Here is a 13,932-nt window from a genome sequence, read left to right on the forward strand (position 1 = left end):
TGCCCTTCAGGCCAGAGCTGAACGCAAATCATGCGGGAGGTCCCGGATTTCGCTCAAATCGAGTTCGGTTTCCACATGCTCCAGATGATGTTCCATGAGCTTGGTTGCCGTCGACACGTCACCCCTTGCGATTGCCTCGACAATTTCAGCGTGCTCGTCGGGACCACAGTTGAAGCGATTGGTATTCCGGTAAACTGCTGTGATCAGCGAGCTTCTTGCGATCAGATCGCGCATGGTTGCAAAGAGAAAATCCGAACCTGCAACCTCCCCGAGCAACAGATGAAAGCCACCCGACAACTTGATGATATCGGTCGTGACATTCTGGGTGTTGGCGGTCCGTTCCTTGGAAATATGCGTGCGCAGACGTGCGACGTTCACCTTGGAGATCGACTGGCAAAGCCGTTCCACGATGCGGCGTTCAACGGCCCTGCGAACAAAAAAGACGTCACGTGCTTCATCTACCGACGGCTGGCACACGAATGCACCGCGATTGGGGATGATCATGACGAGCCCATCCCGTTCGAGCGCAACGAGAGCTTGCCGGATGCGGGCACGGCTGACATCAAAGATAGTCGCCAGTTGCCCTTCTTTGAGCTGCACGCCAGGTCGAAGTCTGCGCTCGGCTATGGAAAGCCATACCCGTTCAACAATCTGCTGTGTTGAAACCCCTGATTGTTCAGTCATTTGCCTGTCTCCCGATTGTGACAGACAATCGCGATCCAATGAAAAATGTCAACTTAATTTGTCTGCATTATTGTAGACAATAATACCTAAAAATTGTACACGATATGTAATTGAATCGGGAGACCTGAGATGCAGTTTGATTTCACGGAGCTTGAGCCGGAGAGCCGCTATCGCCTGCTCACCAATTTTATCGGGCCCCGGCCGATTGCATTGGTAACCACCCGTTCAAGTGCCGGGCAAAACAATGCAGCTCCCATGAGCTTCTTCAATGTGTTCTCGCACGATCCGCCCATCTTGATCCTCGGTGTTCAGCCACGCCTGTCCGGCGAGGAGAAAGACACGATCGTCAACATCCGTCGCACGGGTGAGTTCGTGGTCAATATGGTGGATATGGCGATATCGCAGCAAATGCTTGTTTGCGGGCTGGGCTTTGACAGCGAGGTCGACGAACTTGAGATGGCAGGTCTCGAAGCGATGCAGTGCAATCAAATCGATGCCAATTACGTGGCAAGCGCGCCCTGCGCTCTTGAATGCCGCGTTGAACGCCTGATCGAGTTTCCGCGTCGCGTGCTGGTTTTGGGAGAAGTCGTCCACATGCATGTACGTCGTGATTGTCTCGATGCTGAGGGACGCTACGTCAATCCCGGTGTCTATCAGCCGATAGCCCGCCTTCACGCCGACAACTACATTACCTCTGATCGACAGTTCGTTCTGGAACCCCCGTCAATTACTGATTTCATCAAGTCCCGCCGCGACTGAGGCGAGGAAGGAACTCGACCGTGCATATTCTTCTGGTTAATCCCAATTCCACAGCTTCAATGACATCTCAGGTCTTGGAAAGCGCAATCCGGGTCGCCTATCCCACCACGCGTGTCACTGCCGTCAATCCGCTGGAAACGCCGGTCAGTATTGAGGGCGGGGCGGATGAGGCGATGGCCGTTCCGGGAATGCTTTCCGAGATTCGCAAGGGTGAACTGCAAGGCGTCAATGCCTATGTGATTGCCTGCTTCGATGATCCGGGACTGCATGCTGCACGAGAGATAGCCCGCGGTCCGGTTATCGGCATCTGCCAGGCTGCCGTGCAAGTTGCGATGACCATCAGCCGGCGCTTCACAGTCATCACCACGTTACCCCGCTCCATCCCGATTATCGAAGATCTGGTAACCGCCTACGGAGCAGATCATCATTGTCGCAATGTGCGTGCTATCAATCTGCCTGTACTCGGGTTGGATGAAGACCCCGTGGAAGCCGAGCGTCTTCTTGTATGTGAAATCGAAAAGGCCAAACTGGAAGACCGCGCCGAAGCGATTGTTCTGGGTTGCGCGGGCATGTCATTGCTGTGCGAACGGCTCAGCACCGCAACCGGCACACCTGTCATCGACGGCGTTACCGCTGCAGTCAAGCTCGCCGAAGCGCTGGTAGGTGCGGGATATATGACATCCAAGGTGAATGGGTACGATTTCCCCCGGATCAAATCGTCTCCTTTAGCTTCCGATATTGAACACCTGAGCAATCTGGCATGATGGCCATTGCTGCACATATTGCCTCGCCGGCAGAGGTGCAGTGTTCAGTATATCTTCAACACAATTCGAAAATGTATGACATTAGGTTGACTTATGTGCGTAGAACCGGCGACAGGATTACGCAACTTTCGGTCAAACATTCTTGGGCAAGCTGGGGAGTCTCTCATGTCCCGAAATACTTATTATGCGCCTCACGGCGGACATCCTTCACAAAGCCAGTTGCTCACGGGGCGTGCTGTATTCACTGAAGCATATGCCGTCATTCCGAAAGGTGTGATGCAGGATATTGTCACCAGTGCTTTGCCATTTTGGGACAAGACACGTTGCTGGATTATAGCTCGGCCTCTTTCCGGCTTTGCCGAGACTTTCTCGCAATATATTATGGAAGTTGCGCCTGGGGGCGGAAGCACTCGTCCCGAGTTGGATGCAGATGCCGAGGGAGTACTCTTCATTGTGGAAGGGGAGTTGCAGCTGACGCTTGCCGGCCAGACTCACGTCATGCGCCCTGGTGGGTATGCGTTCATTCCTCCGGCGGCAGAATGGTCGGTTCTGAACACCACGGATGCCGCCATACGCTTTCACTGGGTTCGCAAATCCTATGAGGCTGTCGCCGGCATCGAGGTCCCAACGCCGCTTGTTCTGAATGAAAACGACATCAAGCCATCGGTAATGCCCGACACAGACGGTCGATGGGCGACCACCCGTTTTGTCGATCCCGCGGACATGCGCCATGATATGCACGTTACAATTGTCACCCTTCAGCCTGGAGCCGTTATTCCGTTTGCCGAGACACACGTCATGGAACATGGTCTCTACGTGCTTGAGGGGAAGGCGGTTTACCGCCTTAATCAGGATTGGGTCGAAGTCGAGGCCGGCGATTTCATGTGGCTGCGCGCCTTCTGTCCGCAGGCCTGTTACGCCGGTGGTCCGGAGCCATTCCGTTATCTGCTCTATAAAGATGTCAATCGTCATATGAAACTGACGCTTCATTCCAAGCCGCGCAGCTAATCGGTTCACGCACAAGTCCCGGATCGTTGACAGGGATCAAGGGCTTGTTGCGCTGGGCAAAAGCACTATTCAGACCCGAATGCGTGGATTAGATCCCCATAATCCCGATAGGGCGTTTCAACGCCCTATGTGTGCAAACCGTGGGCGACCCGCACGACATCTGTATATTTTCTTCCCTTACCAGTCATATATTGTTGCGGTCGAACAGATTCGATAAGACGAGATAGCTGGCTGCGAATGATCATTTCGGGGGAGGGATCATCAATTGAAGTGGATTACTGCCACTGGTCTCCAAACTTGGTGCAAGAGAATAACAGCAGGAGCGCATGTCTCGGATCTGGGTTCGACCTCATCCGCGCACCCGCTTCTGATATCCGCTCTTCATGATTTCCCGGGCTTAGTACGGCACGGACGCAGGACCTCGATGGCTGCTTCACTACACCGGGAGTGCTGCCGGTATCCCAGGTGGTCGTCTGCCGGGAGAATGGGTCGCCCCATCTAACTGATCAAAAGGAAAATTCATGCTTAAGTATAGAATATCTCTTGCTGCTTCTCTGATGCTCCTTTCTGGCCTCACGCTGGCAAATGCCGCAGATAACAAACCAAATGTATTGACCATTGAGAAGGAGGCCGGAAAGCCTATTGCCACCTACACCGTCGAAGAACTGGGCAAGGCGTTCCCATCCAAGCTGCTTGAAACAGCGACACCATGGACCAATGGTGAGAAACGCCGTTATCGCGGGTCCTCCCTTAAAGACATTCTCGCAAAGTATAGTTCAGCCGATGCGAAAATTGTTACGGGTGTCGCACTGGACGGCTTTGAAGCCAAGCTGGAGATGAAGGAAATCAAATCCTATGATCCCATCATTGCGACGGAAGTTGACTGCGTAGACTCAGACCGGCTTGCAGCAACCTGTACAAAAGAGCAGGAATTCAGGCCGCTGACAGATGCGGATCGCGGCCCTTTCTATGTGGTGTGGCCCTATAATCAGCTACCAAAATCGACCAACTCCGATGAGAATTATCGCTGGATCTGGTTTTTGGCAGCTCTGCGGCCAGAGAAGTAAAAGACGTGTTCTGATGCAAAGTGATTTGCCGAATGAGCCAATGACTATCAACCCCGTCTACATCTTTGGTGGGGTTGATTTTTTAAGTGCTCAGATGTCCTTGTATTTGTTCTTTGCCGCCAACAGCTCTTTGCGCAACGTCAATGCAGGCTTGTATTCCGGGTCGATCTTCAGCGCTTCATCAAGATCAGCCAGCGTTCCGCTGAGATTTCCTTTCATGCCTTGTGAAATTGCCCGTCTGAGATAGATGGTAGCGTTCCGCTGGCCCTGTTGTATCAACGCGTTCAATTCAGCGATATCTTGGTCCGGATCATTGCTTTTGGCGCTTTCAGCAGCGAGGGACAGCTCCGTGGGCATATTACCGAGTTCGATCCGCACAACCTCGATCAGATCAGCAAAAGCTTCCTTGAACTCACCCCGGCCGAGGCGAACATGTGCACGGCTGCTACGCGGCTGCGCGTAATTCGGATCGAGATCGATAGCTTTGGTGAAATCGCTTATCGCTGCACTGATGTCTCCTTTCTCAAAGAGTGCATATCCGCGATTATTGTAGGCCCTTGCATATTCCGGGTTGTGTTTTATCACCTGATTGTAGTCGGCAATCGCCCCGTCGATATCACGTTGGGCATAGCGAGAATCGCCACGATAGCCGTACGCATCGACGTTATGGGGGTCGAGTTTGATGGCCTGCTCGTAATCAAGGATTGACCCCTTCACATCGCCGCTCTTGAAGCGAACCAGTCCGCGCATAGTGTATACGTCGGCAAATCCGGAATCGCGTTTGATCGACTGATCGTAATCACTTTTAGCTTCAGCAATGTTTCCTCTCTGGAAATGACCTGTACCTCGGTAGAAATACGACCGCGCATCATTGGGATTTTGCTTGATTGCCTCATCGAGATCACTGATCGCTGCGTTGAAATCACCGAGTTTTATGCGAACATATCCCCGGTTTTTGTAGGCAGCGGCAGAATGAGGGGCCAGTTTGACGGCCTGCTCCAGATCTGAACGAGCTTTGTCTAGATTCTGGACTTGAGCATAAGCAAAGCCACGACCCACGTAAGCATCAGAGGAGGCGGGGCTGAGTTGGATTGCATGATCAAAATCGGCTATCGCACCGGTAAAATCTTTCTTTTCAATGAGGGCAATCCCCCGATACTGGTATGAGGCAGCATTTTGGGGATCAAGTTTGATTGCTTGGTCATAATCGACCATAGCCTTGTCCAGATCGCCCTTTTCCTTGCGAGTTATGCCTCGATTGTTATAGGTGGCTGAGTTTTTCGGATCGAGTTTTATTGCCCGATCGAAATCATTTATCGCGTCGTCAAAATTGCCCCGGTTGAATTGAGCCAACGCCCGATTATTGTATGCATCGGCGTATTGGGGATTGAGTTTGATCGCTTGTTCATAATCTTCGAGGGCTTCGCTCAGGTTACCTTGCCTGGAGCGAGCCATACCGCGAAAATTGTATGAACTCCCGTCCTTGGGATTGCGTCTGATTGCCTCGTCGAGATCACTGATTGCCCCATCGAAATTACCCAGTTTTATGCGGGCAAATCCTCTGTGCGTATGCGCGGCAGCAGATTGTGGGTCGAGTTCGATGGCCCGATCCAAATCGGAGATTGCTCTGTCCAGATTTCCCAATTGGGTAAAAGCAAGACCACGCCCGACATACGCACCAGCAAGGGAGGGACTGAGTTTGATCGTCATATCAAAGTCTTCGATTGCCGCAGAAAGATCATTCTTCCTGATACGGGCTTCCCCCCGATTGCCATATGCGTCTGCGCTCTTGGGATTGAGTTTGATCGCTTGATTGTAATCTGTGAGGGCTTCTTCGACATTGCCTTTATAAAATTGGGCAGATCCTCGATTGTTGTATGGCGCTGAATATGTCGGGCTCAGTTCAATCGCATGATCGTAATCAGCGATAGCAGCTTCTACATCGCCCTGCTTGAACCGTGCTAACCCGCGGTTGTTGTAAGCCATCACATATTTGCCGTCGAGTTTGATTGCCTGATTAAAGTCAGCGATCGCCGCATCCAGGTCATTCAAGTGCAGGCGAACCCCACCGCGGCTGTTGTAGCCAGCTGCACTATTGTGATCGAGCGCAATTGTTCGTTCGAAGTCACTCAATGCAGCATTGATGTCACCTTTATTGAAGCTTGCATTTCCCCGATTGTTGTATGCATTGACGAGATTAGGATTGAGTTTGATCGCCTGATTGAAATCGGCGATTGCTTCATCATACTTCCCGATCTCCACATAGGCATTGCCGCGGCGGCCATAAGCCAAAGCGTTTGAAGGATCGAGGCGGATAATCTGGTTCGACTCGCGAATAGTCTGCATTGGATCATTGGAGATATTTTTCTCCTCGGCACGGGCAATCGCAGACAAAAGGACAATTGCTCCGAATCCGGCTGCTTTTAAGAGTTTCATAGGATACCCCCGTTGCAGTTCAGAACTGTGGCCATACAGGCAGTTCAATAGACTTCAGACGCGTGTGCAATAGTGCAAACACACTATACCCGCAGGGCTTCAAATGCGATGCAAACTATCTCGCGTCTGTTACGGGTGACCTGTGGTAGGTATGGCGCGCGAGACAAAGCGCCTCTCGTCATCAACCTAGGCTTTCACTGCGCAAATCTCGCCCGAAGATTGCAAAGCGGCATAGCGCTGATCAAAATCAGACGCCAGATCTGCGATGGTGACTTCCGCGAACCGGGCCCGCAACAGGCGTTCTGCATTTCGCATTGTATCGTCGAGCGCAGTATCGACCGCTTGCTCCACGAGACAAGCGGGATTTTCAGAAGAGGGACCAATGGCAAACAGCGATGGGGCCCCGATCGCCAGATAGACATCCAGCAACGAGATTCCGGCGAGGTCACGCGCGAGTTCCCAGCCGCCGCCATGTCCGTTCTCCGAGCGAACGTAGCCTTGTTTCTTAAGGCCAGCCATCGTGCGGCGGACGACGACGGCATTCGTTCCAAGCATCTGGGCGATCGTCTCTGACGTCATGCGCTTGCTGTGCCGGTCCATATGGATGAGCACATGAAGCATTCTTGATAAGCGGCTGTCGCGTCTCACAACTGTTCTCCTTTGCCTCGGGTATGGCGCACCTACTCGAAACAAACAAAGTTACGAGTCTTGATTTGTGATTATCTGTAACATATAAAGTAACGAAACCCAAGAAGTTGGCAGCGTCTTTTGGCTACCGGGAGCGATGCGGACGCCGCCCGTGACAGTCTCAACTCTTCTCGGGTCGAAGGACACCAGCATGGAGCAGGCAGATGGAATTTGATGTAATTGTTGTCGGGGGCAGCTTTGCCGGGCTGTCGGCGGCTATGCAACTCGGGCGGGCGCGCCGTCGCGTTGCGTTGATCGATGCCGCAACACCCCGCAATCGCTTTTCGAAAGCATCCCACGGATTTCTCGGTCAGGATGGAAGAAATCCACGCGATATCGTCGCCACGGGCCGTGGCGAACTCAGTCGCTATCCCACAGTGGAACTGATCGACGGCGAGGCGATCTCAGCCGTCCCGGAAGGTGACATATTCCGGGTCGGTTTGCGCAATGGAGACATTCTTCAAGGTGCGCGCTTGATACTGGCGACGGGCATAAGGGATGAATTGCCCGTTGTACCCGGCCTAGGCGAGCGTTGGGGCATATCCGTTGTGGCTTGTCCCTATTGCGATGGTTACGAATATGGCGATAGGGCTTTGGGTGTTCTGGCGGCGGGGCCGCTTTCGGTGCATCAGGCAATGCTTGTCGCGGATTGGGGGCCTACGACCTTGTTCACGCAGGGCATCTATGAGCCGGACGGCGGTGAGCTTGCCGCGCTTTCGGCACGAGGGGTGCGTATTGAGCGCTCTGCTGTCGCCGAACTGCTGGGATCTGCTCCTGCCTTGGAAACAGTGCGATTGGCCGATGGTCGCCTCGTGCCGCTTTCGGCCCTGTTCATCGCGCCCAGGACTCACATAGTCAGTGACTTGCCGGCTCAGCTTGGCTGCGCGCTCGAAAGTGGGCCGACCGGTCCCTACATCCGGGTGGATGATTTCAAACTCACATCCGTGAAAGGCGTCTATGCGGCGGGTGATGTTGCAAGCCCGATGCCCAATGCAACATTTGCGTCTGCATCGGGTGTGCTGGCGGGTGTTGCGGCGCACCGTTCGTTGATCTTCCCATAAGTCTCTGAGCGCATCTTCGGTCAGGCCGGCGGATTGATGGTGTGCCGTTCTATCAGCTCCACGCCGAGATCCACATGCCTGACGCTGATGGCGGGATTGACGATCTTCTCCTGCAGCATGGAGAAGCCAACCCGCCCCAGTTCCATTCTATCCACCCGGATAGTTGTGAGAGGAGGACGGCTGTAATGCGCGATCGGCACGTCATCAAGGCCAATGACGGAATACGAACCCGGCACGTCGTATCCCGATTCCTTCAGGCCCTCCATGACGCCAAGAGCGACAAGATCGGTGCTGCAGAAGAACGCCGTGGTGCCGTCAAGGCGCCCGTCTTTCAGGGCCTGCTTTATGGCAAGAGCAGCCTCGAAATCACGAACACCCTCTTTGCTCAGGTCGAGAACATGATGCGCGGGATCAAACCGGATTCCTGCCTCCTCCATTGCATCCCTGAAACCATCCATGCGTCGAACCAGAGAGGATCGGTGGGGGAACGTGACGTGGACAATGTTGCGATGCCCGGCGGCCAGCAAATGGCATGTGGCGAGCCAACCGGCGGACCTGTTGTCAGGGGTCACGCTGCTCACCCGCATCGAACGATCAGTACCATTGACGATGACGGCAGGTAACGCGCTTTGAACAATGCGCTCGATCATCTCAGGGTAGTCGAGGCCAACGAGCAAAACGGCCGTTGTGCCGGGATCGCCCAGAATCTTGACAATGTCAGACTCCGCTTCCGGCAAATCACGCGCAATCAACCGGACATTTGCTTCGACACCCCGCGATTTTGCCTCGTCAAGCATGCCTTGAATGACGTCGCCATAAAACTGCGAATTGGAGTAATATTCTCCGGGGGTAACGACCGTTATGTCTCTCGATTTTGCAGTGGAGTGTCCACGCGAAGCACGGGCCTGGTAGCCCATCTTGTCGGCAATGCCGATGATGCGGCGCCGGCTGTCATCGCCAACACCCGGCCGGTTGTTCAGCACTTTGGAAACGGAAGCGACCGACACCCCCGCCGCATCTGCAATGTCCTGAAGTGTGACGGCAGCTTCCGTTTTATCTGTCATATCGTGGTATCCAAGCCCACCGGTGCGGCGAAAGCGTCTTAATGTGATCTGTCTCGACTACCAGAAGAAATCCGTATGGCCAAGCGAGCGCATCAGGGCTTCCATAAAATAGTAATCGCCATAGGGCAGCATCGTATCGGAATATCCCGCCGTAACGTGCGCCGCACCATGTGCAAGAAGCCCTTCGCTTTCAGGATTTCCGCTGATGTCACAACTGCGCAGCAAGCCGCCAATCAAGCGATCGGCTTGCGATTTCCAGCGGGAGGACTCCTCGTTATCGGACAGATCAGCGATGATATAGATGCCTGCTGCCATAATCGCAGCCGCTGAGCTATCCCGTGGCGCATTGCTGTCCGATACGGAAAAATCCCATACGGGGACGTCGTCGTCGCCCATCAATGCCTCGGCCTTGCGTGCCAGCCGCTTCGCAAGATCAAGATAAACGTTGTTCCCGGTTGTGCGCGCGGACTGGGCAAAGCCGTGGATCATCCAGGCCTGACCGCGTGACCAGCAGGAATCATGCGCAAAACCTTGGTGGGTCTCGCCACGGATCGGCTCTCCCGTAACAACGTCGAACAGGAATGTATGGAAGCTCGTGTCATCCTGCCGTATCAGATATTGAGCTGTCGTCTCCGCATGGCCATCTGCCGCATCCCGAAAATCTGCATTCCCAGTTTCGTTCCATGCCCAATACAGAAGTGCCAGATTCTGCATGGTATCAGCGATCATACGGCCAGCGACGAATTTTGCCCGGGTGCTATCCTGGCTTGCAAGGGCATTCCACGCCTGAATATAACGGCCGCGCGGACAATAGCGTGTAACCAGGCCGCGCGCCGCATCCAGAGCCATATCATGTGCTTCTTTTGCTCCGGTCATGCGCCAGTCAGCCACGCAGCTCAGGGAAAACTGGAAGCCAAGATCGTGGTTTTGCGACCGGCGGTTGCGCAATATATCGCGGAAAGCCGGGCGCCGCGCCCGGGCAGCGTTCAGGAAAACCGGATCGCCCGTCAGTTGAAGGGCCAGCCAGAGCTGTCCTGACATGAAGCTGATAACCCAGTCGCCCGGTGCACAATAGGACCATTTCAGATTATCAATCCCTATCTTGGGATTGCGAACGCCCATGAGAGGCAACGTCTTGCGAACTTTCCCGACACATCGTTCGAGAGCAATCTGGTGCTCTGCGCGATGAAGGCTGGCCGGGCGTAGGGCATTGGTAAAATAATTGTCGGTAGGCATCTTCATGGGTGTTCCTCTCTAACGTAAATCTTTTTCGCATTATGCGTAAGTTTCGTCAATTGTATTTTTTCGTTTGACATTTTTTCGTGGAACGGACAATCATGAAATCCGAAAAGACGAGTTTCGGAACAGAAATGTGGGAGGGTGATGCTATGTTAGCGAAAACACAAAGAAAGTTTCGCTCGGAACTTTCGTGTATTTGTCGCCCATTGGCGAGTCGTGCTCAATGAGGGCACGCGGTCCGGCGGGAGCGGGGTTTCGCAGACAGGTTGCTAACTACAGCTTCCTGATCCCCTGGCTGATTGGATTTTTCGCGCTGACCGTGGGGCCGATTGCCACCTCAATCTACCTGTCTTTCACGGATTATGGTCTCATGTCCCCGCCGCAGTGGATCGGCATGGAGAATTACGTCCGGATTGCTTCGGACGACCCGCGCTTCTGGACGGCGATGAATGTTACTTTCACGTTTGTGCTTCTATCGGTACCGTTGAAACTGGCGTTCGCTCTTGCTGTGGCCGTAGCCCTGAACAAAGGGCTTCGCGGGCTCGCGGTGTTTCGTGCGATTTTTTATCTGCCGTCACTGTTGGGCGGTACGGTCGCCATAGCATTCATGTGGCGACAGATTTTTTCCCGCGACGGTCTCCTGAACCGGGGGTTGGAGTACCTTTTCGGATATGACGGTCCCGGCTGGGTCTCCAGCCCGTCCACCGCGCTCTACACATTGGTTCTGCTTGCAATCTGGCAGTTTGGTTCGTCCATGATCATCTTTCTGGCGGGACTTCGGCAAATCCCGCAGGATATGTACGAGGCGGCGAGCATTGACGGCGCAGGCAGGGCGCGGCAGTTTTTCAAGATCACCTTGCCGTTGCTGACGCCTGTCATCTTTTTCAATGCGGTCATTCAGACCATCGACGCCTTCAAGGCCTTTACTTCGGCATTTGTCATAAGCGGCGGCGATGGCGGGCCAATCGACAGCACGCTGTTTTACACGCTCTATCTGTTTCAGGAGGCCTTTGTGAATCTCCATATTGGCTATGCTTCCGCGCTCGCATGGGTCCTTGTCGTCATCATCGCCTTTTTCACGGCTTTGTCCTTCCTGTCCGCAAGATACTGGGTGCATTACGATGACTGACGCAACTCTATCCCGCGACCGCCGGTCAGGTTGGGCCCACAGTTCAAGACGGGTTCTCTCGTATTGCCTGCTCACAGCGGCAAGTCTCGTGATGCTGTATCCGTTGCTTTGGATGGTCTCGAGTTCGTTCAAACCGAATGATGAAATCTTCACGTCGGTTTCCCTGCTGCCTGACAAGATAACCCTCGATGCCTATGTACGGGGATGGAATGGCCTGAGTGGCGGTTTCGGCAGACTTTTCTTCAATTCCCTGCTTATCTCTGTCCTGGCTGTGATCGGAAATCTCATTTCCTGTTCGCTGGCGGCCTATGCCTTCACCCGGCTACGCTTTTTCGGACGTGATTTCTGGTTCGCCTTGATGCTGGGTACGTTGATCATGCCGCAGCATGCTGTGCTCATACCGCAATATGTTCTGTTTCTGAAACTGGGCTGGGTCAACACGATCCTGCCGCTTGTTGTGCCGAAGTTTCTGGCCATTGACGCGTTCTTCATCTTCCTCATGGTGCAGTTTTTTCGCGGCTTGCCGCGCGAACTGGATGAAGCCGCCATTATGGACGGCTGCGGTCCATGGCGCATTTACTTCAAAATCATCCTGCCGCTTTCAGGTCCTGTCATGGCGACAGCAGCGGTATTCTCGTTCATTTGGACCTGGGACGATTTCTTTGCGCCGCTGATCTATCTCAACGATATCCAGAACTACACGGTTCAGCTTGGTTTGCGTTCGTTTGTCGATTCAACGGCGCAGTCCGACTGGAGCGCGCTTTTCGCTATGTCCACTTTGACAGTGTTTCCCATTTTCATCCTTTTCATCGCCTTTCAGCGGCTGCTGATCGAAGGCATTGCCACGACGGGAATGAAACGATGATGCATTTCAAACCCGCCTTGCTCGTTCCCGCGAGCCACATCTCTGGAAGCTCAGCATGATAAATCTCGCACTCAAAGATGTCGTGAAACGCTTTGGCTCCATTGAAGTGATCAATGGCGTCAATCTTGAAATCAACAAAGGCGAATTTGTTGTGTTTGTCGGGCCATCCGGATGCGGCAAATCCACGTTGCTGCGCATGATTGCCGGTCTGGAGCCCATCAGTGGCGGCGAGTTGATCATCGATGATGCGGTGATGAACAACGTGCCGCCGTCGGAGCGCGGCATTGCCATGGTATTCCAGTCCTATGCGCTCTATCCGCATATGAGCGTCTACAAGAATATGGCGTTCGGGCTGGAGACAGCGGGTTTGCCGCGTAAGGATATCAAGGTGCGGGTGCAGAAGGCCGCCGATATTCTTCAGATCAGTCATTTGCTCGACCGCAAACCCAAGGCCCTGTCGGGCGGGCAACGCCAGCGTGTTGCAATCGGTCGTGCCATTGTCCGTGAACCGAGTATCTTTCTGTTCGACGAACCGTTGTCCAATCTTGATGCGGAGCTTCGTGTACAGACGCGGGTTGAGATCGCGAAACTTCACAAGGAGATCGGCGCCACAATGATTTATGTGACGCACGATCAGGTTGAAGCAATGACCCTGGCGGATCGTATTGTGGTGCTGAGAAGTGGCATCATTGAACAATGCGGACGGCCGCTTGATCTCTATAACAAACCGGCGAACAGATTCATTGCTGGCTTTATCGGCAGTCCGAAAATGAACTTTCTCGATATCGAATTCGCAGAACGACGTGTCCAGGGGACGGTATTCAAATTGGCGGCTGAAGAGATTGTTGTGAAGACATCCGAGGACATGGGCGCGGGAACGAAAGCTGTTCTCGGTGTTCGGCCGGAACACATTACAACGGGCAAGACGGCCGAAGTGAAGCTGGGCACACTCACGGTAAGCCATGTGGAACAACTGGGTGGCCAGACACTTGCCTATGGGCGGCTTGAAGATGGCCAGAGCCTGACAATCGTGCTGGAAGGCCAAAGGGCAATCGCCACGAATGATACCCTGAATGTGGGTATCGCTCACGAGCATTGCCACCTTTTCGGACAGGACGGTAATCGCTTGAACGATTAAAGCCGGATGGGGAGTCCGGACTGTTTCAGGC

General features: G+C 53.8%; 13 protein-coding genes. 8 read left to right on the top strand and 5 right to left on the bottom strand.

Features of this window, described 5'->3' with window-relative positions:
• Positions 1-6: 6 nt before the first annotated feature.
• Positions 7-684 (bottom strand): GntR family transcriptional regulator, encoded by a 678-nt coding sequence (locus tag FHW16_RS16425; protein WP_182550312.1) that lies wholly within the window; start codon positions 682-684, stop codon positions 7-9.
• Between the two features lie 129 nt (positions 685-813).
• On the opposite strand from FHW16_RS16425, the gene FHW16_RS16430 reads away from it, so the two are divergent.
• The 4 genes from FHW16_RS16430 to FHW16_RS16445 all read left to right on the top strand — a co-directional run bounded on the left by FHW16_RS16430 (position 814) and on the right by FHW16_RS16445 (position 4,282).
• Positions 814-1,443, top strand: a complete 630-nt coding sequence (locus FHW16_RS16430) for a flavin reductase family protein (protein ID WP_182550313.1) — start codon at positions 814-816, stop codon at positions 1,441-1,443.
• A gap of 20 nt (positions 1,444-1,463) precedes the next feature.
• On the top strand, positions 1,464-2,207 hold the full coding sequence (locus FHW16_RS16435; protein ID WP_182550314.1) for an aspartate/glutamate racemase family protein: 744 nt from the start codon (positions 1,464-1,466) through the stop codon (positions 2,205-2,207).
• Positions 2,208-2,372: 165 nt separating this feature from the next.
• The gene (locus FHW16_RS16440; RefSeq protein ID WP_182550315.1) at positions 2,373-3,215 is read left to right on the top strand and encodes a bifunctional allantoicase/(S)-ureidoglycine aminohydrolase; all 843 of its coding nucleotides are present in this window, start codon (positions 2,373-2,375) and stop codon (positions 3,213-3,215) included.
• A 521-nt stretch (positions 3,216-3,736) separates the two neighbouring features.
• Positions 3,737-4,282 (top strand): hypothetical protein, encoded by a 546-nt coding sequence (locus FHW16_RS16445; RefSeq protein ID WP_182550316.1) that lies wholly within the window; start codon positions 3,737-3,739, stop codon positions 4,280-4,282.
• Between the two features lie 90 nt (positions 4,283-4,372).
• On the opposite strand, the gene FHW16_RS16450 is transcribed toward FHW16_RS16445, so the two are convergent.
• Positions 4,373-6,718 carry a tetratricopeptide repeat protein gene (locus FHW16_RS16450; RefSeq protein ID WP_182550317.1) on the bottom strand — a complete coding sequence of 782 codons (2,346 nt, stop codon included), beginning with the start codon at positions 6,716-6,718 and terminating at the stop codon, positions 4,373-4,375.
• 186 nt (positions 6,719-6,904) lie between these two features.
• A complete protein-coding gene (locus FHW16_RS16455) occupies positions 6,905-7,366 on the bottom strand; it encodes an Rrf2 family transcriptional regulator (RefSeq protein WP_182550318.1) in 462 nt (153 codons plus the stop codon).
• A gap of 203 nt (positions 7,367-7,569) precedes the next feature.
• Here FHW16_RS16455 and FHW16_RS16460 point away from each other — a divergent pair, with 203 nt between their 5' ends.
• Positions 7,570-8,466, top strand: coding sequence for an NAD(P)/FAD-dependent oxidoreductase (locus FHW16_RS16460; RefSeq protein WP_182550319.1), 897 nt, complete (start codon positions 7,570-7,572; stop codon positions 8,464-8,466).
• Between the two features lie 20 nt (positions 8,467-8,486).
• On the opposite strand, the gene FHW16_RS16465 is transcribed toward FHW16_RS16460, so the two are convergent.
• Together FHW16_RS16465 and FHW16_RS16470 are read right to left on the bottom strand one after the other, a co-directional pair.
• Positions 8,487-9,530, bottom strand: a complete 1,044-nt coding sequence (locus tag FHW16_RS16465) for a LacI family DNA-binding transcriptional regulator (RefSeq protein WP_182550320.1) — start codon at positions 9,528-9,530, stop codon at positions 8,487-8,489.
• Positions 9,531-9,587: 57 nt separating this feature from the next.
• On the bottom strand, positions 9,588-10,772 hold the full coding sequence (locus FHW16_RS16470) for a glycoside hydrolase family 88 protein (protein ID WP_182550321.1): 1,185 nt from the start codon (positions 10,770-10,772) through the stop codon (positions 9,588-9,590).
• A 220-nt stretch (positions 10,773-10,992) separates the two neighbouring features.
• Between FHW16_RS16470 and FHW16_RS16475 the strand changes: the two genes are divergently transcribed.
• From FHW16_RS16475 to FHW16_RS16485, 3 genes are all read left to right on the top strand, one after another.
• On the top strand, positions 10,993-11,898 hold the full coding sequence (locus FHW16_RS16475; RefSeq protein WP_182550322.1) for a carbohydrate ABC transporter permease: 906 nt from the start codon (positions 10,993-10,995) through the stop codon (positions 11,896-11,898).
• Positions 11,899-11,989: 91 nt separating this feature from the next.
• Positions 11,990-12,763, top strand: a complete 774-nt coding sequence (locus FHW16_RS16480) for a carbohydrate ABC transporter permease (RefSeq protein ID WP_246711819.1) — start codon at positions 11,990-11,992, stop codon at positions 12,761-12,763.
• A gap of 55 nt (positions 12,764-12,818) precedes the next feature.
• Positions 12,819-13,901 (top strand): ABC transporter ATP-binding protein, encoded by a 1,083-nt coding sequence (locus tag FHW16_RS16485; RefSeq protein ID WP_182550324.1) that lies wholly within the window; start codon positions 12,819-12,821, stop codon positions 13,899-13,901.
• Positions 13,902-13,932: the final 31 nt, after the last annotated feature.

It is taken from the genome of Phyllobacterium myrsinacearum (assembly GCF_014138285.1).
In the GTDB taxonomy this organism is placed as follows: Bacteria; Pseudomonadota; Alphaproteobacteria; order Rhizobiales; family Rhizobiaceae; genus Phyllobacterium; species Phyllobacterium myrsinacearum_A.

What these genes read in the sequence shown, in the direction of transcription:
- FHW16_RS16430 (WP_182550313.1), top strand. Translation starts at nt 814, where the DNA reads ATGCAGTTTGATTTCACGGAGCTTGAGCCGGAGAGCCGCTATCGCCTG.
- FHW16_RS16440 (WP_182550315.1), top strand. Translation starts at nt 2,373, where the DNA reads ATGTCCCGAAATACTTATTATGCGCCTCACGGCGGACATCCTTCACAA.
- FHW16_RS16445 (WP_182550316.1), top strand. Translation starts at nt 3,737, where the DNA reads ATGCTTAAGTATAGAATATCTCTTGCTGCTTCTCTGATGCTCCTTTCT.
- FHW16_RS16425 (WP_182550312.1), bottom strand. Translation starts at nt 684, where the DNA reads ATGACTGAACAATCAGGGGTTTCAACACAGCAGATTGTTGAACGGGTA.
- FHW16_RS16475 (WP_182550322.1), top strand. Translation starts at nt 10,993, where the DNA reads ATGAGGGCACGCGGTCCGGCGGGAGCGGGGTTTCGCAGACAGGTTGCT.
- FHW16_RS16470 (WP_182550321.1), bottom strand. Translation starts at nt 10,772, where the DNA reads ATGAAGATGCCTACCGACAATTATTTTACCAATGCCCTACGCCCGGCC.
- FHW16_RS16450 (WP_182550317.1), bottom strand. Translation starts at nt 6,718, where the DNA reads ATGAAACTCTTAAAAGCAGCCGGATTCGGAGCAATTGTCCTTTTGTCT.
- FHW16_RS16480 (WP_246711819.1), top strand. Translation starts at nt 11,990, where the DNA reads ATGCTGTATCCGTTGCTTTGGATGGTCTCGAGTTCGTTCAAACCGAAT.
- FHW16_RS16485 (WP_182550324.1), top strand. Translation starts at nt 12,819, where the DNA reads ATGATAAATCTCGCACTCAAAGATGTCGTGAAACGCTTTGGCTCCATT.
- FHW16_RS16460 (WP_182550319.1), top strand. Translation starts at nt 7,570, where the DNA reads ATGGAATTTGATGTAATTGTTGTCGGGGGCAGCTTTGCCGGGCTGTCG.
- FHW16_RS16465 (WP_182550320.1), bottom strand. Translation starts at nt 9,530, where the DNA reads ATGACAGATAAAACGGAAGCTGCCGTCACACTTCAGGACATTGCAGAT.